Annotated in this window: 20 protein-coding genes; 12 read left to right on the top strand and 8 right to left on the bottom strand. The window is 49.1% G+C overall.

The window, feature by feature from the left end; translation table 11 throughout:
* The first annotated feature begins 200 nt into the window (after window positions 1-200).
* The 6 genes from D0C16_RS19905 (at window position 201) to D0C16_RS19930 (ending at window position 6,731) form a co-directional block, all read left to right on the top strand.
* Window positions 201-2,240, top strand: a complete 2,040-nt coding sequence (locus D0C16_RS19905; protein WP_225318773.1) for a TonB-dependent siderophore receptor — start codon at window positions 201-203, stop codon at window positions 2,238-2,240.
* A 17-nt stretch (window positions 2,241-2,257) separates the two neighbouring features.
* Window positions 2,258-3,109, top strand: coding sequence for a MipA/OmpV family protein (locus D0C16_RS19910; protein ID WP_151033956.1), 852 nt, complete (start codon window positions 2,258-2,260; stop codon window positions 3,107-3,109).
* 23 nt (window positions 3,110-3,132) lie between these two features.
* On the top strand, window positions 3,133-3,543 hold the full coding sequence (locus tag D0C16_RS19915) for a DUF3019 domain-containing protein (protein ID WP_191968562.1): 411 nt from the start codon (window positions 3,133-3,135) through the stop codon (window positions 3,541-3,543).
* Window positions 3,543-4,286 carry a response regulator gene (locus tag D0C16_RS19920; RefSeq protein WP_151033958.1) on the top strand — a complete coding sequence of 248 codons (744 nt, stop codon included), beginning with the start codon at window positions 3,543-3,545 and terminating at the stop codon, window positions 4,284-4,286. Before D0C16_RS19915 ends, D0C16_RS19920 begins: the two co-directional genes overlap by 1 nt.
* Before the next feature lie 3 nt (window positions 4,287-4,289).
* Window positions 4,290-5,573 carry an ATP-binding protein gene (locus tag D0C16_RS19925; RefSeq protein ID WP_151033959.1) on the top strand — a complete coding sequence of 428 codons (1,284 nt, stop codon included), beginning with the start codon at window positions 4,290-4,292 and terminating at the stop codon, window positions 5,571-5,573.
* 285 nt (window positions 5,574-5,858) lie between these two features.
* Entirely contained in the window at window positions 5,859-6,731 is an 873-nt protein-coding gene (locus D0C16_RS19930) for a PEP-CTERM sorting domain-containing protein (RefSeq protein WP_225318774.1), read from the top strand.
* Here D0C16_RS19930 and D0C16_RS19935 read toward each other — a convergent pair.
* The 4 genes from D0C16_RS19935 to rsgA all read right to left on the bottom strand — a co-directional run bounded on the left by D0C16_RS19935 (window position 6,728) and on the right by rsgA (window position 11,099).
* Complete coding sequence (locus D0C16_RS19935) at window positions 6,728-8,221, bottom strand: cell wall metabolism sensor histidine kinase WalK (RefSeq protein WP_151033960.1); 1,494 nt, start codon at window positions 8,219-8,221, stop codon at window positions 6,728-6,730. The two genes, D0C16_RS19930 and D0C16_RS19935, sit on opposite strands and share 4 nt — an antisense overlap.
* Window positions 8,218-9,162 carry an ABC transporter substrate-binding protein gene (locus tag D0C16_RS19940; protein ID WP_151033961.1) on the bottom strand — a complete coding sequence of 315 codons (945 nt, stop codon included), beginning with the start codon at window positions 9,160-9,162 and terminating at the stop codon, window positions 8,218-8,220. The genes D0C16_RS19935 and D0C16_RS19940 overlap by 4 nt, the downstream gene beginning before the upstream one ends.
* Window positions 9,163-9,234: 72 nt before the next feature.
* Window positions 9,235-10,068 (bottom strand): sulfurtransferase, encoded by an 834-nt coding sequence (locus D0C16_RS19945; RefSeq protein ID WP_151033962.1) that lies wholly within the window; start codon window positions 10,066-10,068, stop codon window positions 9,235-9,237.
* A gap of 11 nt (window positions 10,069-10,079) precedes the next feature.
* On the bottom strand, window positions 10,080-11,099 hold the full coding sequence (rsgA, locus tag D0C16_RS19950) for a small ribosomal subunit biogenesis GTPase RsgA (protein ID WP_151033963.1): 1,020 nt from the start codon (window positions 11,097-11,099) through the stop codon (window positions 10,080-10,082).
* Window positions 11,100-11,186: 87 nt separating this feature from the next.
* Here rsgA and orn point away from each other — a divergent pair, with 87 nt between their 5' ends.
* On the top strand, window positions 11,187-11,744 hold the full coding sequence (gene orn, locus D0C16_RS19955; protein ID WP_151033964.1) for an oligoribonuclease: 558 nt from the start codon (window positions 11,187-11,189) through the stop codon (window positions 11,742-11,744).
* A gap of 90 nt (window positions 11,745-11,834) precedes the next feature.
* Here orn and D0C16_RS19960 read toward each other — a convergent pair whose 3' ends face one another.
* From D0C16_RS19960 to D0C16_RS19975, 4 genes are all read right to left on the bottom strand, one after another.
* On the bottom strand, window positions 11,835-12,056 hold the full coding sequence (locus tag D0C16_RS19960; RefSeq protein WP_151033965.1) for a PspC domain-containing protein: 222 nt from the start codon (window positions 12,054-12,056) through the stop codon (window positions 11,835-11,837).
* A gap of 36 nt (window positions 12,057-12,092) precedes the next feature.
* Window positions 12,093-12,380: a NadS family protein gene (gene nadS, locus D0C16_RS19965; RefSeq protein WP_151033966.1), complete on the bottom strand. Its 288-nt coding sequence runs from the start codon at window positions 12,378-12,380 to the stop codon at window positions 12,093-12,095.
* The gene (locus tag D0C16_RS19970; RefSeq protein WP_151033967.1) at window positions 12,373-12,714 is read right to left on the bottom strand and encodes a type II toxin-antitoxin system RelE/ParE family toxin; all 342 of its coding nucleotides are present in this window, start codon (window positions 12,712-12,714) and stop codon (window positions 12,373-12,375) included. The genes nadS and D0C16_RS19970 overlap by 8 nt, the downstream gene beginning before the upstream one ends.
* Before the next feature lie 105 nt (window positions 12,715-12,819).
* A complete protein-coding gene (locus D0C16_RS19975; RefSeq protein ID WP_151033968.1) occupies window positions 12,820-13,968 on the bottom strand; it encodes a GGDEF domain-containing protein in 1,149 nt (382 codons plus the stop codon).
* A gap of 243 nt (window positions 13,969-14,211) precedes the next feature.
* On the opposite strand from D0C16_RS19975, the gene D0C16_RS19980 reads away from it, so the two are divergent.
* The 5 genes from D0C16_RS19980 to D0C16_RS20000 all read left to right on the top strand — a co-directional run bounded on the left by D0C16_RS19980 (window position 14,212) and on the right by D0C16_RS20000 (window position 19,594).
* The gene (locus D0C16_RS19980; protein ID WP_191968563.1) at window positions 14,212-15,105 is read left to right on the top strand and encodes a transporter substrate-binding domain-containing protein; all 894 of its coding nucleotides are present in this window, start codon (window positions 14,212-14,214) and stop codon (window positions 15,103-15,105) included.
* A 115-nt stretch (window positions 15,106-15,220) separates the two neighbouring features.
* Window positions 15,221-16,273, top strand: coding sequence for an XdhC family protein (locus D0C16_RS19985; protein WP_151033970.1), 1,053 nt, complete (start codon window positions 15,221-15,223; stop codon window positions 16,271-16,273).
* 15 nt (window positions 16,274-16,288) lie between these two features.
* Complete coding sequence (locus D0C16_RS19990) at window positions 16,289-16,876, top strand: NTP transferase domain-containing protein (RefSeq protein ID WP_151033971.1); 588 nt, start codon at window positions 16,289-16,291, stop codon at window positions 16,874-16,876.
* 58 nt (window positions 16,877-16,934) lie between these two features.
* Window positions 16,935-17,420, top strand: a complete 486-nt coding sequence (locus tag D0C16_RS19995) for a (2Fe-2S)-binding protein (protein ID WP_151033972.1) — start codon at window positions 16,935-16,937, stop codon at window positions 17,418-17,420.
* A complete protein-coding gene (locus D0C16_RS20000) occupies window positions 17,420-19,594 on the top strand; it encodes a xanthine dehydrogenase family protein molybdopterin-binding subunit (RefSeq protein WP_151033973.1) in 2,175 nt (724 codons plus the stop codon). The genes D0C16_RS19995 and D0C16_RS20000 overlap by 1 nt, the downstream gene beginning before the upstream one ends.
* The last annotated feature ends 18 nt before the right edge of the window (window positions 19,595-19,612 follow it).

The raw sequence follows: 19,612 nt of genomic DNA on the forward strand, positions 1-19,612 counted from the left end.
GTATAGGCAGGGCTACCGGATTGAACTTTGGTTGGTTAGAACGTTTTTGAAACGCACTTTCCGCTCAAGGAATTATTGGCAATAAACGACAGCGTTTGTTACAGATTGATACAGACCCATGCTCCCTGTTACAGCCATTGTGCGAACTGGCGGTTAGGCTGCGAACCCTCTCCAGCCCTCTTCACTAAAAGGAAACTGCCATGTACTTGCCCTCGCGTCGCGCACTCATGCCTCTGCTTCTGTTTGTCCCTGCCGCCCCTGTCTTTGCTGCGGATACAGGCGTTGATCCCGCGGTGGAGGAGACCCTCGTCCAAGGTCGCACAAGTGATTATTCGGTGATTACTGAAAACGCGCAGAAAATTATCGATGTTCCCGGTTCTCTGGGTGACCCCTTAATGGCGGTGTTTAGTTTGCCTGGTGTAATCAGTGAGGGCGATGGTGGCGGTGCACCGGCGGTGCGTGGCTCATCGCCCAGTGACAATCGCTATTTGGTTGATGGTGCGCCCGCTGGTTATGTTTTTCACGCGTTTTCCACCTCGATTTTTAACGAAAATATAATTCAGGATTTTCAATTGTTCTCCGCTGGTTTTGGTCCGCAATACAGCAATGCCATCGGGGGAGTGTTTGATATTAAATTGCGCGATCCACGCCAGCAGGATTTTTCCACCAAGGTGGATTTGTCGCTGCTGCGCGCGGGCGTGTTTAGCGAAGGGCAGGTGACTGAAAATTCCGCGCTTTATTTTTCCGGGCGCGCCAGTTTGATTCAGTATTTTTTTGACGAGGATGAAGCGGAAAAGGAAGATGGCATCCGTGTGCAGGACGCACCGGAAGATACGGATTACCAGTTTAAATATCAGTATCGCCTGGGCGACAATCACAAATTAACCCTGAGTGCAAATGGCGCCAGCGATCTGGCCGCAGCGGAATTTACCGAGCTGTCCACCGAGGTGATGGAAGAGCCGGATTTTGCTGGTAACGCCAAAATTGAAAATACATTTAACAACCAGAATTTGCGTTGGCAATATGCAGGCGAACAGGGCTCCGCGCTCGATGTACAAGTTGGCCACTATGAAAATAATCAGGACACCTTTTGGGGCGGCGATAAATATTTTTTTGATATGACCACTGCCGATAATTACGCGCTGATTAATTTTTCACTCATTGTCGGTAGTAATCACAATGTGACGCTCGGCGGTGAATATCACTCTACGGATTACAGCTACGATGCGCGCTTTATTAATTATGTTTGCACGGAGTTTGATCCGGATTGCGAATTGCGGCGTGGTGAATTGGTGGATGCTGACGATAAAATTCGCATTAAAGAATCATCTGTTTATGTGAATGACCACTGGCAAATGACGGAAGGGTTTGCTCTGGATCTGGGCGTGCAAAGCCATTACAACGATTACACCGAAGAAACCTTTACCCATCCGCGTCTGGCAATGAGTTGGGAGTTTATCGACAACTGGACCCTAACCTCATCCGCAGGTTCGTACAATCGCTTGCCGGATATTGATAAAACCTTCCCGGACATTGGCAACACCGAACTGGATTCGGCAACATCCGACCATTTTACCCTCGGGATCAAGCAGGAATTGGCCAATGAGTGGAGCTGGTCAGTAACAACCTATTACAAAACCATGGATGACTTGCCGCTCGCCAGCGATCTGAATGATTCGAGCAAGCCGTTATATACCAATAACGTGGAAGGCGAGGCCTATGGAGTGGATTTGTTCATCAGCAAAGAGCGCACTGACCGTTGGTACGGCTGGCTGGCGATTAGCGCGTCGCACAGCTCGCGCACCAATAAGTTAACCGACATAGAGCGGGATTATTATCTGGATACGCCGCTAGTGTTGAATTGGGTGATGAATTATCAGTTAAACGATTTGTGGACCTTTGGCGGACGTTTTACCGCGCAATCCGGGCGTGCGATCACGCCAATTGTTGGGGTGCAAAAAAATCCCTGGTTTGAAAACCGCATATTGCCGGTGTACGGTGAGGCCTATTCTGATCGCCTGCCGGTGTATACGCGACTGGATTTGCGCTTTCAGCGCGAAATGACGCTTTGGGGTTATCCCGGTACTTACAATATTGATATTCTTAACGCCCTCAACCGGCGCAATATTACCGACCGCAATTTGGATTATAAACGCACCACGTCCCCGCACGATTTCAAGCTGGAAGATGAAGTGGGTATGGGCATAATTCCGGCGGTGGGAATGTCGCTGACTTTTTAGTAACAGGTTAGGTTTTTATGTGGAACACGTGCGTGCGCACAGCGGCGACTCTGAGTGGTTTTTTATTAGCACTGATGGCGGTGTCTGTGTGCGCCGGCGATTTGTCCAGTGAGGTGCGTAAAGGCACCTCCGCGCCCGATAATCGCAATGGAGGCTATTTTGAAATTGGTCTGGGTGCGGTTAGTTATACCAATCCCCTAGTGGGCATGCCTGAAGGCAATAAAAAAGGTGAGGTGCACACCGAAGCGTTTCTCGATATCAGTGCGCGCTACCAATATCACTGTTTGTTTGCAGAATTATTTTCGCAAAGTTTGGAGCAATTTACCCTCGGCTGCAATTTTTATAATGGTGACAACTGGTCGCTGGACTGGGTGGGTCTGGCCCAGCATGATGAAATGAGTGAGGATAAGACCAATGATTACCGCGGGCTAAAAAAACGTCGTGGTGATTTTATGTCTGGCCCACGCGCAACAGCGTATTTTGGTAACTATATTGTGCAGCTGCATGCACTTGCGGATATTAGCAATACTCATCATGGACAATTGTACTCGCTCAAGCTGGCGCGTCATTGGCAGTATCGCAATTGGACAATGCACGGGATAGTTGGCGCTACCTATCGTTCGCAACAAATTACGGATTATTATTTTTCGATTGATGCCGATGAAGCCTCGGAAAAATATCCCGAGAGCCGTGTGCCTGCAGGTATGGCTTATGTGGTCGAGGTGGGAGCGACTTATCCTCTCAGTGAAAAGTGGGTTTTCCGCTGTTTTTTCCGGCGTATCGATTTAGTGTCGGATGCCATGAAAAGTCCATTGATATTGGATGATCATGGCGAAGCTATCGCAACCTCAGTCAGTTACGTGTTTTAGCTGCAATGATTACGCTCAGGCAAATGCAAGGATTCTGGATCGCACTGTTGCTGATTACAGTGGCAATGGCGCATGCCGATGGCCCTTCAAGTGCTGCTGATATGTCCGCTGGGCGCGACCCCAGTAGTTTGCTACTGACGCCGGCGCGGTGTGTGGCCTTACACCAGGGGCAGGTGTGTTATCAGCGTGTACAAGTTTCCTGGAGCAGCTACCTGCAAGGAAATTACTGTTTGTATCAAGCGGGAAAAACGCAACCCTTGCAGTGTTGGCAAGAACAAACCCAGGGCGCATTGATGTTTGAATTCGCCAGTGATGCAACGGGCGTGTTGCAACTAAAAAACGGGCAACAACAGGTAGTCGCGGAAGCGACTATGGAAGTGGCCTGGGTATACAAGGCCAATACCCGTCGTAAAACCCATTGGCGATTATTTTAATGACCAGCATTCATCAAGCTACTGATCCCGTTCACGATAAATCCACTGCCTCGATTTTATTGGTTGAGGACGACGCGTCGCTCGCTGAGTGGATTCAGCAATATTTGCAAGGGCATGAATACCATCTACGTCATGTGGCGCGAGGGGATCTTGTGGTGGCAGACGTACAACAACGAAAACCGGATCTGATTATTCTGGATGTGATGTTGCCGGGTAAAAACGGCTTTGATGTGTGCCGCGAGTTGCGCACTTTTTTTAATGGGCCAATTTTAATGCTCACTGCGCTCAATGAAGAAACTGATGAAGTCTTAGGGTTGGAATTGGGCGCGAATGATTACCTCAATAAACCTATTCGTCCGCGCGTCTTGCTTGCGCGCATCAAGGCACTGTTGCGGCGTGAACCGCTGGAGCAAACACAAGAACTACCTGACGGTCAGTTGAAGTTTGGTCAATTAAAAATTTTACGCGATGCCAAGGCAGTCTTCTATCGCGAACAAGCGGTACCACTCACCGCCAACGAATTTGATGTGCTTTGGTTATTGGCGAGCCAGGCGGGGCAGGTCCTCAGTCGAGATCAATTGGTTAGCCAGTTGCGCGGATTTGAATACGATGGCTTTGATCGGTCGATCGATATTCGCATTTCACGCTTGCGCAAAAAATTGCTCGATAACACCGAGCAACCCTACCGCATAAAAACCGTGTGGGCACGTGGTTATTTATTTTCACCCGAGGCGTGGGATTAATTCGTGAGGCGGTTAACTCTCTCGCTGCTTATTGTGGTGGTGTCGGCTGTGATTGGTTTGGGTTGGGGAATTGATCAGTGGTACAGCCAGCAGCAACCTGCACTGGAAGATTCTGCGCTCAATGCGTATAAGAATGTTGGCCGCGATCTGGCTATTTTAATTGATCAGCAAGGCGTGCAGGTTGAATGGGATGATTGGTTTGCCTTCTCTAATTTGCACCCGCAAGTGATTCCCTACGCAGAATTTCCCCTGCCAGAAAATTTGAAAGCAAGTTTTGAGAAGGGCGAGGCCTTGTTGCTTGAGTCAGGCGATCAGCTGAGCCTGAATTATTATCTCGCCAGTCAGGATCAGGTATTGTCCTTAATGTTACCCGATGAGTTGCGCCAGGAATCCGGTAGCTGGATTAATTGGCTGCTCACGTTCTTATTTTATGCCGGCGTGATTTTAATGGTACTGGTGTGGTTGTATCCGCTGTTGCGGCGCCTGGCGTTATTGCGCCGCACCGCACAGGAATTTGGTGCAGGCAATTTGCAAGCGCGCATTGCCATCGATAAAAACTCCTACATCAATTCCATTGAAGTGGAATTCAACCGCATGGCGCAGCGCATCGAACAATTAATTGCGGACAATAAATTATTATCGCGTGGGCTTTCTCACGATTTGCGTACGCCGCTGGCGCGTTTGCGTTTCGGGTTGGATGTATTGGGTGAGGCAGATTTGCCGCCCCTGCAACAGCGCCAACTGGCGCATTTAAATCGTGACATGGTCGCGATGGAAGGATTGGTAGAGGCGCTTCTGAATTATGCGCGCCTGGAGCAAGCACAAATTTCATTTCGCCCTGCACCCACCGTTATTGCGGATTTTGTGCAGACTTTGCACGGGGAGTTTTATCGCGAGCAAGTTGAATTGCTGGTTGCTCCAGCGGCGATACGTGGTTGTTGCAGGGTAGATACCGAATATATAGCCATGCTGCTACATAATTTGCTGCAAAATGCCTTGCGCTATGGTGGCGGGAAGGTGCGCCTGAGTCTGGATTTACATGCGCAAGAGATGCTGTTGGTTGTGGAAGACAATGGTTCAGGCGTTGCACCGGAAGAGCGGGATAAAGTACTTAAACCTTTTTATCGCAGTAGTCATTTGGAGGCGACCGATACGCGTCGGGGTCATGGTTTGGGATTGGCAATTGTCGAGCGTATCGCCCAGTGGCACGAGGCCGGGTTAGATCTTGGCGAATCTGAAACCTTGGGGGGCTTAAAAGTTGTACTTAGTTTTCAGCTTTGTCGCTAGGTATCTGCTGCAAATCCCACTGCTCCATAACCACTCCTGAAGCCGTTTTATCGCAAGACAACGTTGTCGAAAGCTTTTACACTTGGCGCTTCGCTGATCTCTCGTCTGTGATGCAAATCACTGTTTTCATTGGGTGTTCCCAAAATGGTGCAGATATTGCTGATTCACGCGCAACCCTAATGACCACTACTTCCAAAAAAGAACTCCTTTACATACAAATCTTATAAATACAGTAAAAGCAGGGTTAAACCACTCATTAGGTCAAATCAACCAAAGGAAACCTCCGTGATTAAACAATTCATCAAATTAGCCACAGCGACCCTCGCTTTGGCATCTGCCCAGGTATTTGCGCTACCGGTGGATTTGGGTAACGCCAGCAATTACACCTTGCTCTCGCACGGCACCAATATCTGGTACGGCCAACCGCTGTACGGCAACCTGGAATTGGGGTCAGAAGCTGAGATCTACGGTAATGTGGGGGTGCGCAACACGCTTAATATGGCTCACGGTTCAGTGATTCACGGCGATGCAGATTTCGGCTCGCTCACACAGAACCCCGGTGCCAGTATTGATGGCGAAAAAACCGTTCAGGGCGCTGGCTTTTGGGATGCGCTTTACGCCGATCTTAAAGGTGCATCGCAAACTGCCAAGGCGCTTGCTGGTGTGAATGCCGGTTATATTAACACTACGCAAACCTTTAATCGTCAGGGCGACGTATCGGTATTTAACATTCTCGGATTGAATTTGAGTGCGGGCAAAAGCCTGACGCTGAAAGGCAACGCCGATGATGTGTTTATTGTAAACGTGGATTTTTTTGGTTTTATTCTCGGCGGTGGTGCCGCAATTATTCTCGATGGTATTTCAGCGGATAATGTTTTGTTCAACGTGCACGGCGTATTGAATAGCGGCCACGTAAATGTCGCTGCTGGCAGTATGCAAGGCACATACATCGCACCGGATGGTTATTTCCAATTGGGTGACGGTTTAACCCTAAATGGCGTGCGCTTTTTAGGGGCCGGTATTTCCGGTAATTTGCAAACTGTACACGGCATTACTCCTCCGCAACCACCTGTTACCGTGCCAGAACCTTCGGCGTTATTGTTGTTGGGTTTGGGTTTGCTCGGCCTGGGTGTGGCGCGTCGTCGCAAGTTAGGTTAACTCTTCTCGCCTGCGGCGGTAAGCGCCGCAGGCAGATGTTTTGGAAGTTTGATAAAAAACTCAGTTCCCTTGCCGGTTTCGCTAAAGAACTCCACCTTGCCTCCGTGTGCTTGAACGATCATTTGAACGATATTAAGGCCGAGCCCAGTGCCGCCTTTTTCGCGTGCATCAGTGCTATCCGCTTGCGCAAATCGCTGAAACATCTTTGCTCTAAACTCTTCGGGAATTCCTCGCCCAAAATCTTTGACACTAAACTGATGATATTGCGGATTTTCTTGCAGCGATAAAATCACTGATTGTCCGTCAGCCGAAAATTTAATGGCATTGGATAGTAAATTAAACAAAACCTGCAAGATTCTCGTTTTGTCCACCTCGGCGAATTGTTGTATGTTCTGTGCGTTGAAATGCAATTTGATACCGTGTTTTTCCGCGTAGGGTTCAATACTGGTAATCGCTTCCCGGGCTAGTTGGCAAAGGTTCGAATCCTCCATGGTAAATGTCATTTTTCCGCTGGCCATTTTTTCCAGATCGAGTAAATCATTAATTAGCCTCGCTAGCTGCTCCGCATTTCTATCGGCGGTGGCAAGCAGTTCTTTGATTTTCGGATCTAGCGTTTGTGCAAAGGCGCCTAGCACTAAACCCAGTGCACCGCGAATTGATGTGAGCGGGGTGCGCAGCTCATGACTTACGGTAGATACGAATTGCGTTTTAAGTTCATCTACCTGGTCCGTTGCTAGAAAAAGTTCATTGAGTGATTGCGATATCGCGCTAATTTCATTTTCTCCCTTTACAGGGCAGAGAATTTTTTCATTGTTTTTTCGGCGGTCCAGGGTTTGTAGCAAGGCTTTTTGGGGAGTCAAAATAAGTCGTTGTAGTAAGTAGAGTGTACATACCAGAATAACCGCCAGAATTGTGAGCATAACTAATATCAGCGTGCTTGAAACAAAACGTTTTGCAGATCGATAATGTTGCGGTTTCATCTCCAGCACTACCGCGCCAGCGCCGAGCGGCAACCCATTTTCGGAAACACCGAGTATCAAGACACTACTGCCATACAAAAATTGATTGTCCTGAAATCTATGGTGTGGGGTTTGTCTGAGTTCATAGCTTAATTTGAGTATTTCTGCTTTTGGTGAATTCTTAAATGCGGACAAAGGTTTGTTAACTTCATTCATTTGGCTGGATGCAACAATTCTAAGTGGGTTCCCCGCCATCACCGTCACTGAACGAAACTCATCCTCCGCGGCCAGGGCAGAAACAAAACGCTGCATGGTGCCCAGCGTGTTTGCAGATTCGACGGCAAACTGTGCGCTATCTGCAGCGATATGCGCACGCTCAACAAGTTGTTCGCGCAAACTAATTTCTACCGATGCGTTAATGGCCGTTCCGCCGATAATCGCCATTAATAAAAATATGCTTAGCAACGGCAATAGAATTTGCAATGCCAGGCGGCGATTAATGCGTTGTGTAAACGAGGTAAATGATGTCATTTTAGCGGGATACTAAAATCCTTGGCGGTGGCAGGGTTCGCAAGCCATCCGTGTGTATGTAGCACGTCTATCGTGTATTGAATGGCCTTTTCAGTTTTTGGACTTTGCAATGCGGCGAGCTGTTCGTTGGCCGTGAAAATGTGCATCGAATTTATGGCTTCTATAAATTCGTCGGCGGTAATTCCTTCGCGTTGCGCCATAATTTGGGCCGACTCTTGTGGATGTTGAAAATAGTAATCGACAGCTTGAAAAAAGGCCCTTAAAAACGCTTGCAGATCCTCATTGCGTTCGTTGATTAACGATTGCTTTACCGACAAGACATCGAAGATTTCATCAGGTATTTGTTGTGTATCAAACAGTACGTGGAAACCGGGGGTGTCTAAAAGCTTGGTGGCGTAGGGAGGATAGGTTTGGATCGCATCAATTTCGCCAGCGTGAATTTTGGCGATCAAATCATCCTGAGAGGCGAATTCAAATGTAGTGCTCTGCATGTCGAGATTCGCGTAGCGCATTGCGGCGGCGACGACGAGGGTATCTACCGTGCCCGGCTCTGCGCCAACACGCTTGCCGCGCAAGTCTGCCAGGCTAGTGATTGATGTGGTGCTGATTAACTTGTCTGCACCCTTGGAAGCATCAGTAATCGCAATAGGGGCAAGCTTGTGACCGCTGCTTTCTGCTGCGATGACCAGCTCCACCAAGGTGCTGGCCATAATGTCGATCTGTCCTCGTTCGAATGCGCGGCGAACATCGCCCAGAGAATTCAACTCTACCAGCTTCACGTCAACACCCGCTTGCTCGTAGAACCCCTTGACCTGCGCTAAGTAAATAAATTCATAGCCAGGCCAGGTGTTAAAACCTACTTTCAATGGTGGATGTTTTTGTTCCGCGCAGCCAGCGGCAAAAGCAAGCATACTGACCAGCAACAGGAGCCTGGCTACCATAGTAAAGTCCTCCAGGGAGATGACTTTTACTCTAGTAGAGCCGGCGCGATTTAACCACTCGCTGGGTCAGGGTCAGGTGGATTCAACCTGGGCTTCGCTCGTTATTACCGGTGTGGTTGGGTGATTGCCCCATTCGGCCCATGAACCATGGTAGCCGCGAATATTTAATCCCACTGCTTTACCCACTAAATAGGTAAACCCGGAGCGATGGTGGCTCTGGCAGTGGGTGATAATCCGTTTGTCGGCGGTAAAGCCGAGGTTCGCTAAATAATCGCGCGCGTCAGTGCGAATTCGCAGTGAATTGTTGCGATCCATTAAATTAATCCAATCGCAATTAATGGCACCTGGCATGTGGCCATTTTTCTGTGCCGTAATTTTTTCGCCGGCGTATTCCTGTGGGCTGCGCGCGTCCCAAACGACAAAATCCGCGCGATCCATTTCGCCAATAATATCGGGAATTTCAATCACCACGTTCGGGTCAATTTTTACTTCCACCTTGGATGGAGTAACGACCGGAATTTCTTGCGTTACCGATTGCCCTGATGCCAACCAGGCATGCAATCCGCCGTTTAAATAGGAATAATGTTTATGGCCTATCGCATCCAGCGTCCAGATCATTCTGCCGGCCCAGCCGCCGCCTTCATCGTCATAAACCACAACGTGGGTTTCAGGCGTTAAACCCAAAAACGAAAACACGCGGTTTAATTTTTCTACTGAGGCAATTTTTCCGGGGATGGGAGGCTCAGCGGCGAGAATTTTTGCGGGCGGAACATGAATAGCGCCGTCGATATGGCCTTGCAGGTACGTTTGCTCAGCGCACATATCGATAATTAATAATTTGCTATTAATTGGTTGTGCTAGCAGTGCCGCGAGTTGTGTCGGTTCTATAACAAAAGGGAGTGCCATATTATTACTCCTTAGTTTTCATTTAATGTACGCAAAATATAACGATAAGAACTCATGCGCGTTTCGCTGATTTTGCCTTCATCCTGCGCTTTCAAAATCGCGCAGCCGGGTTCGTGGCGGTGCGAGCAATCGCGAAATTTGCAATGACCGATAAAGGGTTTAAATTCAATAAAACCGTCCAGCACTTCATCTTCATCCATGTGCCACAAGCCGAATTCACGAATGCCGGGCGAATCGATTAAGTGGCCGCCGGCGGGAAAATGCAACAGCATGGCGCTGGTGGTGGTGTGAGTGCCTTGTTGTCGTTCAGACAAGTCGCCCACGCGCAAGTTCGAATCCGGCAGGAGCGCGTTAATCAGCGATGATTTACCAACGCCCGATTGGCCCACAAATACACTGGTGTAATCTTTTAAATAATCGCGCAGCGAATCCAGCCCGTGATCGGTTTTGGTGGAAACCATCAACACGGTGTAACCCAAATCACGATAGGTATTTTCCAGGTAAGTAACTTTTTCGCGCGTTGCATCGTCAATGCGGTCGATTTTGTTAATAACTAACACAGGTTCCATGTCAATTGCGTTAGCAGCAACCAGGTAGCGATCAATTAAATTCGCGTGGGGTTCCGGATAGGGCGCGACCACAATCATGATGCGATCGATATTGGCGGCGACGGTTTTCATATCGCCATGGGGGTCAGGGCGCTGCAGCGCTGAATCGCGCGGCATTACAGCGACCACAACGCCGGTGGGGTTGCCTGCGCGCCACACTACGCGATCGCCGGTGACCAGCGAGCCCAGATTGCTGCGGAAATGGCAACGCTGGTGCTGACCTGCATTTTCGCCTTCCGTGGATTCCACCACTACCTGGGTGCCAAAGTGAGTAATGATTAGGCCGAGTTGTTCCGGTCCCAATTCAGTATCGTTGAGTTGTTCATCGGCGATTTGGTCGCGTTTCGCGGCGCGGGCGCTGCGTTCTTCCTGAATTTTCTCAATGCGCCATTGCTGGCGACGGGTCAGTTTGCGTTTGGACATGCGTGGTTTTTCGGGTCCTGAATTGGCTAGCGGGCGATTTATGGTTTAGTCTGGCAAGCATTGTGCCTGATTTGCGAGGAATAACCTATGACAACACCCGTCCCCAACGAAAACAACCTTATCTGGATTGATCTGGAAATGACCGGGCTCAACCCGGACGCCGACGTGATCATCGAAATTGCCACCATCGTCACCGACGCCAACCTCAATATTCTCGCGGAAGGCCCGGTGTTTGCGGTTCATCAACCCGACAGCGTCATGCTCGGCATGGATGAATGGAACACCAACCAACACGGCAAATCCGGCCTTACCCAGCGCGTGCGCGAGAGTAAAATCAGCGCAGAGCGAGCGGAAGCTGAAACCATTAAATTCCTGGAGCAATGGGTCCCTAAAGGTAAATCGCCCATTTGCGGCAACTCCATCTGCCAGGACCGCCGCTTCCTGGTGCGCGGCATGCCCAAACTGGAAGATTACTTTCACTACCGCAATTTGGATGTAAGCACCATCAAAGAACTCGCCCGCCGCTGGCGCCCGGATGTCATCGCCGGCGTAAAAAAATCCGGCGCACATTTAGCATTGGATGACATCCGCGATTCAATCGCTGAATTGGTTCACTACCGCGAAACGTTTTTTAAGATGGAGTGAGTTTTTTTCTAGATAAAACAAAGGCGCCGATTGGCGCCTTTGTAGTTTTAGATTTATACCGTATCAGAGAGCACTTAAAAGTTAAGAGAATCACTGCTTTCGAAAATCATTCAAATCAAATTCTTTGGGAGGATTGGGAAAAACAAAAATGCAGAGGATGTAGGCAAGTATTAGTGTGCCGCCGGTGAAAATCGTGATTAATGCCCACAGCCAGCGCACTTTACTCGCTGGCCAATCGAGAAACTCAGCAATGCCACCGCATATGCCGGAAATAACTTTGTTATTTGATTTGGTGAGCTGCTTGTTGTTCATAAATTTCCTTGTTTTTAGTAGGAACGAGTTGAAATACTAGGATTGCAATGCCCTCAAAACAGCCTGCGGCTCTTTCGCTACCACATTTAATAACACCAACGCCGGCCCATGTGGTGAGCGATCCCCTCTTTCCCAGTGGCGTAATGTTGCTACGCTAATGCCAAAAGCCGATGCAAATTCATTTTGTGACATGCCAATTTTATTGCGCAGGTTTTTTACATCAATTGCGTTGAATTCGTGCACAACGGCTTTGTTGGTATTGCCTTTGGAAAACTCAATAGCTTCTTCTAGTCCCAGTTTGATACTGGAAAATGCGTTACTCATGATTTGCCCCATAGTGCTTGCGTAACAGGTTAGTTAATTTGGCCAATTCATTGCGTTCAGCGGGCGAGATATTGGCTTTTTCGTTTTTGCCGAAAGCCGTCAGTAAAAACAGTGGAATGCTTTCATTGTGGTAGTAGTAAATAATTCTTGCCCCGCCACTTTTGCCTCTAGCTTGCATGGCCCAGCGCAGCTTTCTGATTCCGCCGGTTCCCTGAATCACATCTCCCGCTTGGGGATGGGTAGCTAAATAGTTGATAAGGCTGCGCTTCTCATCTTCAGCAAACAGCCCCTGTGACTGGCGAATAAACTCGGGTAGTTCAACGATAGTGTGCATAAAGACAATCCTAATCCATTGGATTACAGTGTTCAATCCTTGTTTGGGTAAAAAGCGGATCTTGCCGTTAAGTTAAATGCTATTGCAAGCGGCGAATAGACAAGTCTAACCCGCAAACACCTGAAACCCGCTCTTGCCATTTTTTTTCACTTTATACATGGCTTCATCGGCGTGTTGTAGTAATTGGGTGAGGTCGTTGCCGTGGCTGGGGTAGATGCTTACGCCGAGGCTTGCGCCTAAGTGGTAGATGTGTTGGTCGACGATGATGTCGGCGCAGCATTGTTCGAGAATTTTATTGGCAATTTGTTTGGCGTGCTCGGCACTTTCCAATTGCGTGGCGATGACCACAAATTCATCGCCGCCGACGCGCGCGCAAATATCTGTGCTGCGGGTGTGATCCAATAAGCGTTTGGCGATAATTTTTAAAACCTCATCGCCGACCGAGTGACCGGCTGTGTCATTAATGGGTTTGAAATTATCCAGATCAATATAAATCAGTGCGAGTAATTGATGGGGCCGCATGGCGAGCACCAGCGCTTGCTCAAACAAAGTATTCATATAGCGCTTGTTGTTTAGCCCGGTGAGTGGGTCGTGGTAGGCCATGTCGAGTGCATTTTGTTCCGCATCCAGCAAACGTTTTTGAAATTGCATTAGCACTGCCGACGTGAGTGTTAAATACAGCAACAACACCAGCGTGGTACCAATAATAAAGCCAGGTACCGCCCAGCCAGTGTACAAATGCAGCGCCGGGTAAGTTAACCAGTGACCGGCAAACAAAAAACAGATGATCGCGGTCGCTAACAAAATTGGGTGGCTTACCAGGTGGCGTTCACGGTAAGCGATAATGGCAAATAATAGTAAAATGCTGCTGTTAAAAATGCCGTATCCCACCGCAAATTGAATGCGGTCAATAATATTTAGCCAATAGCAGACGATCCACATGACTCCGGCGAGAATAAACAATGAAAATGGTCGGGAATAGTGTTCTCTGTTGAGGAACTTAAACGCGCCCAGCAGCAAAAAATATTTTTCGAGCGCGATAATACCGGCATAAATAATTTCAGTGCTTTGCGAATTTGTGATCGGCCCCAAAGCCAGGAGTGCAATGCGGCCGCAAAAGCCGAGAAAAATTGCAAGCGCCCAAAAGCCGGCGCCGGGGTTAGTACGAGGGGTGCGGCTAAGCCATGCCAGCAGAACCGCAAGCACAAAATATACGGTGGAACCTATGGTGTGAATCGTGTCGAAAAGCGCCATAATCAATCCATGCAAGTAAGGGCTGGCCAAAGTCGTGGTGTCTTCTCGAGCTCATCCTGCCGGGGTCCTGCGCTGGCATTCAGATAAACGAAGATCTCAAAAGTATAGTGCGCCTGAATCATCTTCGTTTATATCCTCCTGTCATTGAACCTGTTCTTTTCAGACGTAAATAGCCTGTAGTGTTGAATTGAGTGCCTGCTAGGATTATGTATAGGTTTGCTCCGGAGGGGCCGGATGTATTTATTGATCAGATGTAGATTGCTGTTGCTGCTATTGGCCGCCTTCGCGGGTTGGGCTGAGGGTGGCGCTGCGCCTGTGCGATCGACCCCGGCTGAGCCGCAACTCGTAAAGTACCTAGGCAACAATTCCGCCATCCGTGAAGATTATTATCTGGTTTTGATAACGGCGGCGCTGCGGGTTACCGAAAGCGATTATGGCCCCTATCGCGTGGTTTATTCCCAAGAGGCGTTGGCGTCCGAGCGCAAGCATGAATTATTAATCAGTGGCGAGAAATTAAATATTGATCGCTTGGTGGGCTTTCCGGTGCAGGGTGGGCCGCGCCAGGGATTGCTGCGCGTTGATGTTCCTATTCTTAACGGCATTATGGGGTATCGCATTTTGTTAATCCGCAAGGAAAATCAAACGCGCTTTTCATCCATTGATTCGCTCGCGGATTTGCGTTATTTGCCCATGGGTTTTGGCAAAGGTTGGGAGGGGCATGTGTATAAATACAATGGTTTTTCGGTGATCGAGACCATTAACTTGTCAATAATGTTGAAAATGTTAGCGGGCAAACGCTATGCCTTTGTTCCGTTAAGCGCGATTGAAATTGATGATGCCTATGAAATAGATGGCATGGCGGTGGACTATCTGGTGCCGGAAAAATCCCTGCTGTTGTACATGCCTTTACCGGTTTATTTTTATGTTAGTCCCACTGAGCCGTTGTTGGCCGAGCGCTTAACCAAAGGGTTGCGCGAGCTTAAGGCGTCGGGTGAGATGGATCGTATTTTTAGCGAACACTTTGGTGAGCGACTGAAACGCTTGAATTTAGCGCAGCGCACAATTATCGAGCTGGAAAATCCGGATGATGACGGCAGCTTGGGTAAACCCAATCATCAGCAACTTAATGCTTTTTAGTGCTCATTTCAGCGTGCGTTAGTTGCATTTGTCATGGCGCTGTTTAGTTTTGTAAACCATACTTCCTTTCCCCCTTAATCGGATTATTCTGGTGCCTTTCCACAAGGAAGCTGTTATGTCCTTCCATAATTCCAATCACTTTTTTAACTTGCTCGCCCGCTGGTTACCGTTAAAAGATTCTGCCAATTGGGTGCTGGGGGCCGTGATCAACACGCGCGGTTCTGTGTATCGTAAAACCGGCGCGCTCATGTTGTTGAGTGATGCAGGTCATCAATTCGGTTTATTAAGCGGTGGCTGTATAGAATCAGATCTACTATTGCAGGCGCGCAAGGTGATTGCGCTGGGTAAATCGCGCCGAGTCGTTTATGACGCAACCGATGAAGATAACATTGCCTGGCGTTTGGGAATTGGCTGTGGCGGTGCCGCGGAAATTCTGCTGCATCCCTGCAATGCGGAAAATAGCTATTTACACTTAATGGAAGTGTTTGAGTGTTTGCAACAACATCGAGCGTGCGAATTTTCGCTCGACCTGGATTCTGCAACAGCGCGCGCTATTCCTTGTGCGCGCGATTTTACGTTGCGTCAATGCGGACATTTGTCGACTGATGGTCGCACGCAATTAACCACATTGATTAATCCTTTACCGCATTTGTTGGTGTTGGGTAATGGGGTGGATATGATCCCGTTATGCCATCTGGCACTGGCGATGGGTTGGCAAGTTTCTGTGGCCGATGCGCGCCTTACGCCGCAAAAGTGCGACAATTTTCCCGATGGAGTTTCGGTCGTTGTTCAGTCGGTTGTTGATATCCCCGTTGAGTATTTACAAGGGGTGGATGCTGTCGTTATCGCCCATCACAATATGCCATTGGATGCAGCGGCCATTGCTCATTTGCAAACCTGTGACTTAATGAATCCCTATATTGGGTTGCTGGGGCCGGCGCAGCGTAAAGCGGAGGTGCTTGCGCTCGCCGGTTTAACTGAAATGCAATTGTGTTATCCCGTGGCTGGCCCCATGGGTTTGGCGCTGGGCGGTGACTTGCCGGAGAGTATTGCGCTTTCGGTATTGGCGGAATGCCACGCGCGTTTATTTGGCAGCAGCGCGCTGCCCTTGAGTATGTTTGCCGGGCAGCAAATATCTGTGATCACGCACAGTCTTGCGAACAGCTAGTTTTTCGGAGTGGTTATGGCAATTGACTGCGTTATTTTAGCCGCAGGCGCCGCAACGCGGTTTGGTAGTTGCAAATTGCTGGCGGATTATCTCGGCCAGCCGCTGATCGCTCATATACTGGATGCGGCGCACGCGGTTACGCCGGCACGCATTGTTCTGGTAACTGGTGCCAGTCACGCCAAGTTGACCGATTACTGTGCGACATTGGCAGTGAGCAAGTTGGAAATCGCCTATTGTGATGACTGGCAGCTGGGCATGGGGCATTCATTAGCTCATGGTGTTGCGCAAGTAAATAATGATAATCCGGTACTCGTTCTACTGGGTGATCAGCCTCAAGTCAGTGCCGCAGATTTATTGCGGTTATATCGCTGTTGGAAATCAAGCCCAACACAAATTGTCTGCGCCAGTTTTGCCGATACGCTGGGTGTACCAGCGATATTTCCCGCAGAATTTAAAGCGCATTTATTGGCGTGCTCCGGTGATCGGGGCGCAAAACAATTATTGTTTCAGCAGGCAGAACATGTGTTGGCAATTCCTATGCCGTCGGCAGAGTTTGATATAGATACTCCGGCCGATATGGAGCGGGAGTTTCCGTTTAACTAATCCGTTTTAAAACAATTCAGTTTGCAAATTAAATGCATCGCCAATAAAGGAGCCCTTTATGATTTCGCTTACGATTAACGGGAAAAAGCATGAGTTAACGCTGGATCCAGATACACCTTTGCTGTGGGTATTGCGCGATGAATTAAAAATGACCGGCACCAAGTTAGGCTGCGGTATCGCCATGTGCGGTGCCTGCACTGTGCATATGAACGGCACGCCGATTCGCTCTTGCAGTATGCCTATCTCCGCGTTAGCGGGTGCCAATATCCAGACAATTGATGGGATCAACTCACCGGAATTCAACGCTGTGCAACAGGCGTGGCGACAGTTGGATGTGGTTCAGTGTGGCTACTGCCAATCAGGACAAATAATGTCGGCAACGGCGTTACTGCAGACCAATCCAAAACCAACAGATGAACAAATCGATTCAGCGATGTCCGGTAATTTGTGCCGCTGCGCTACCTATCACCGTATTCGCGGCGCTATTCATTTGGCGGTAGATGCAATGGCAAAATCACCCAAAGCAGCGGGAGGAAATGTGTAATGAATTTCCTCGATAAACAATGTGCACTGCGTGAACAAAAAAAATCACTCGAGTTATCGCGCCGTCAATTTTTACAAGCGACCGCAGTGAGCAGCGGCTTACTGATCGGTTGCGGTTCAATTAGCCTTTCACCTTCTGCGCTGGCGGCAGAAGCATCGCCGGTGTTTAATGCGTTTGTAAAAATTACTGCCGATAACAAAGTGGTTGTAGCCATCAAACACATGGATATGGGGCAGGGCGTGAGCACTGGGCTTGCCACTGTGATTGCTGAAGAAGTGGGTGCGCGTTGGGAACAAGTAGAATTTGAATTTGCACCGGCCGATGCTCAACGTTACAACAATGTTTTTTGGGGCCCAATGCAAGGTACCGGTGGCTCGTCGTCAATTGCTAACTCATGGCAACAATTGCGCTCAGCGGGTGCCGCCGCGCGTGAAATGCTGCAATCCGCGGCCGCTTCTGAATGGAAAGTACCGCCAGCGGAAGTAAAAATTGCAAATGGCATTATCAGCCATGGCAAGCATTCCAGCGAGTTGGGTGCATTTGCAGCTAAAGCTGCGGCGCTGGCAACTCCACAGCAGCCGGCGTTGAAAGATCCAAAGGATTTTCAATTAATCGGCAAATCCATTCCGCGTAAAGACAGTCATGCCAAAACCAATGGCACAGCGGTTTATACCCAGGACATTCAGTTGCCCGGCATGCTGACCGCATTGGTCGCCTATCCGCCGCAATATTTTGGCAAGGTGAAAAAACTTGATGCCAGTAAAGCCAAAGCGTCCCCCGGCGTGGTTGCAGTAGTGGAAATTCCGCGTGGAGTAGCGGTGATAGCGGAAAATTTCTGGGCTGCTAATAAAGCGCGTAAATTGTTGGCGATCGATTGGGATTTGTCGGCCTGTGAAACACGCGGTAGCGATCTGCTCTACAGTGAAAGTCACGCGCAAGCGGATAAAGCAGGTCATGTGGTAAAAAACACTGGTGACGCACCGGCAAGTTTAAAATCTGCAAAAAATATTATCGAGGCAAAATATGAATTGCCTTATTTAGCACACTCACCGATAGAGCCGATGAATTGTGTTATTAAAATGGATAAAACCCAGGTGGAAATTTGGGCGGCAAGCCAAATGCCCACTATTGATCAAAATGAAGTGGCTGCCGTTGCCGGAGTAAAACCCGAGCAAGTAAAAATCACCAGCGTATTTGCGGGCGGCAGTTTTGGTCGTCGGGCTTGCGCTAGTGATTACGTGGTGGACGCAGCGCATATCGCCAAACAAATTCCGGGGCGCGCGGTGAAAATGGTATGGACGCGTGAAGATGAATTTTTAAATGCGCGTTTCCGCCCCATGGCGGTACACCATATTCGCGGCGCTGTGGCGGATGATGGCGCACTGGTGTGGCAACACCATGCGGTGGCACCGTCCATATTACGCGGTACCCCTTTTGAAGGTATGGTTAAAGGCCCGGTGGACGGCACTGTGGTGGAGGGCATAGAAGACATGCATTACGCCATAAATCATTTGCAAGTGCAGGGCTCCGAGTTGGCGGTAAAACTCCCTACGCTCTGGTGGCGTTCAGTGGGGCACTCTGGCAATGCGTTTGTGGTAGAAACCTTTGTTGATCAATTGGCCAAAGCCGCGAAAAAAGATCCAGTGATATTTCGCCGCCAATTACTCGCGAGCGAGCCGCGTGCACTAGGCGTATTGAATTTGGTGGCGGAAAAAGCCGAGTGGAAAAAATCTCTGCCTGCGGGCGTCACGCGTGGAATTTCCGTGCATAAATCCTTCGGTACCTGGGTGGCACAGGTCGCGGAAGTACGCGTAAATGCGGATAAAAGTTTTAAAGTGGAACGCGTAGTCTGCGCGGTAGATTGCGGTGTAGCAGTCAACCCGGATGTAATTCGCGCGCAAATGGAAGGCGGTATAGGTATGGGTTTGAGTGCAGCACTGGGCGAAGCTGTCACGCTGAAAAATGGTGTGGTGGAGCAAACCAATTTGCATCAATACCAATTGATGCGCATCGCCAGCATGCCCAAGGTGGAAGTGCATATTGTTCCATCGGCGGAAGCTCCCTCTGGCGTGGGCGAACCCGGCTTGCCTCCCATTGCCGGCGCAGTAGCTAACGCATTATTTGCAGCGACTGGAAAGCCGGTCACCAAATTACCACTGGGGAATAAGGTTTAGTTATACTTGGTGGTAAAA

The sequence above is a fragment of the Cellvibrio sp. KY-GH-1 genome (assembly GCF_008806975.1).
Taxonomy (GTDB): Bacteria; Pseudomonadota; Gammaproteobacteria; order Pseudomonadales; family Cellvibrionaceae; genus Cellvibrio.

What these genes read in the sequence shown, in the direction of transcription:
- D0C16_RS19970 (WP_151033967.1), bottom strand. Translation starts at nt 12,714, where the DNA reads ATGCACACTATCGTTGAACTACCCGAGTTTATTCGCCAGTCACAGGGG.
- D0C16_RS19940 (WP_151033961.1), bottom strand. Translation starts at nt 9,162, where the DNA reads ATGGTAGCCAGGCTCCTGTTGCTGGTCAGTATGCTTGCTTTTGCCGCT.
- D0C16_RS19960 (WP_151033965.1), bottom strand. Translation starts at nt 12,056, where the DNA reads ATGAACAACAAGCAGCTCACCAAATCAAATAACAAAGTTATTTCCGGC.
- D0C16_RS19995 (WP_151033972.1), top strand. Translation starts at nt 16,935, where the DNA reads ATGATTTCGCTTACGATTAACGGGAAAAAGCATGAGTTAACGCTGGAT.
- D0C16_RS19935 (WP_151033960.1), bottom strand. Translation starts at nt 8,221, where the DNA reads ATGACATCATTTACCTCGTTTACACAACGCATTAATCGCCGCCTGGCA.
- D0C16_RS19915 (WP_191968562.1), top strand. Translation starts at nt 3,133, where the DNA reads ATGCAAGGATTCTGGATCGCACTGTTGCTGATTACAGTGGCAATGGCG.
- D0C16_RS19945 (WP_151033962.1), bottom strand. Translation starts at nt 10,068, where the DNA reads ATGGCACTCCCTTTTGTTATAGAACCGACACAACTCGCGGCACTGCTA.
- D0C16_RS19990 (WP_151033971.1), top strand. Translation starts at nt 16,289, where the DNA reads ATGGCAATTGACTGCGTTATTTTAGCCGCAGGCGCCGCAACGCGGTTT.
- orn (WP_151033964.1), top strand. Translation starts at nt 11,187, where the DNA reads ATGACAACACCCGTCCCCAACGAAAACAACCTTATCTGGATTGATCTG.
- D0C16_RS19975 (WP_151033968.1), bottom strand. Translation starts at nt 13,968, where the DNA reads ATGGCGCTTTTCGACACGATTCACACCATAGGTTCCACCGTATATTTT.
- rsgA (WP_151033963.1), bottom strand. Translation starts at nt 11,099, where the DNA reads ATGTCCAAACGCAAACTGACCCGTCGCCAGCAATGGCGCATTGAGAAA.
- D0C16_RS19920 (WP_151033958.1), top strand. Translation starts at nt 3,543, where the DNA reads ATGACCAGCATTCATCAAGCTACTGATCCCGTTCACGATAAATCCACT.
- D0C16_RS19985 (WP_151033970.1), top strand. Translation starts at nt 15,221, where the DNA reads ATGTCCTTCCATAATTCCAATCACTTTTTTAACTTGCTCGCCCGCTGG.
- D0C16_RS20000 (WP_151033973.1), top strand. Translation starts at nt 17,420, where the DNA reads ATGAATTTCCTCGATAAACAATGTGCACTGCGTGAACAAAAAAAATCA.
- nadS (WP_151033966.1), bottom strand. Translation starts at nt 12,380, where the DNA reads ATGAGTAACGCATTTTCCAGTATCAAACTGGGACTAGAAGAAGCTATT.
- D0C16_RS19905 (WP_225318773.1), top strand. Translation starts at nt 201, where the DNA reads ATGTACTTGCCCTCGCGTCGCGCACTCATGCCTCTGCTTCTGTTTGTC.
- D0C16_RS19910 (WP_151033956.1), top strand. Translation starts at nt 2,258, where the DNA reads ATGTGGAACACGTGCGTGCGCACAGCGGCGACTCTGAGTGGTTTTTTA.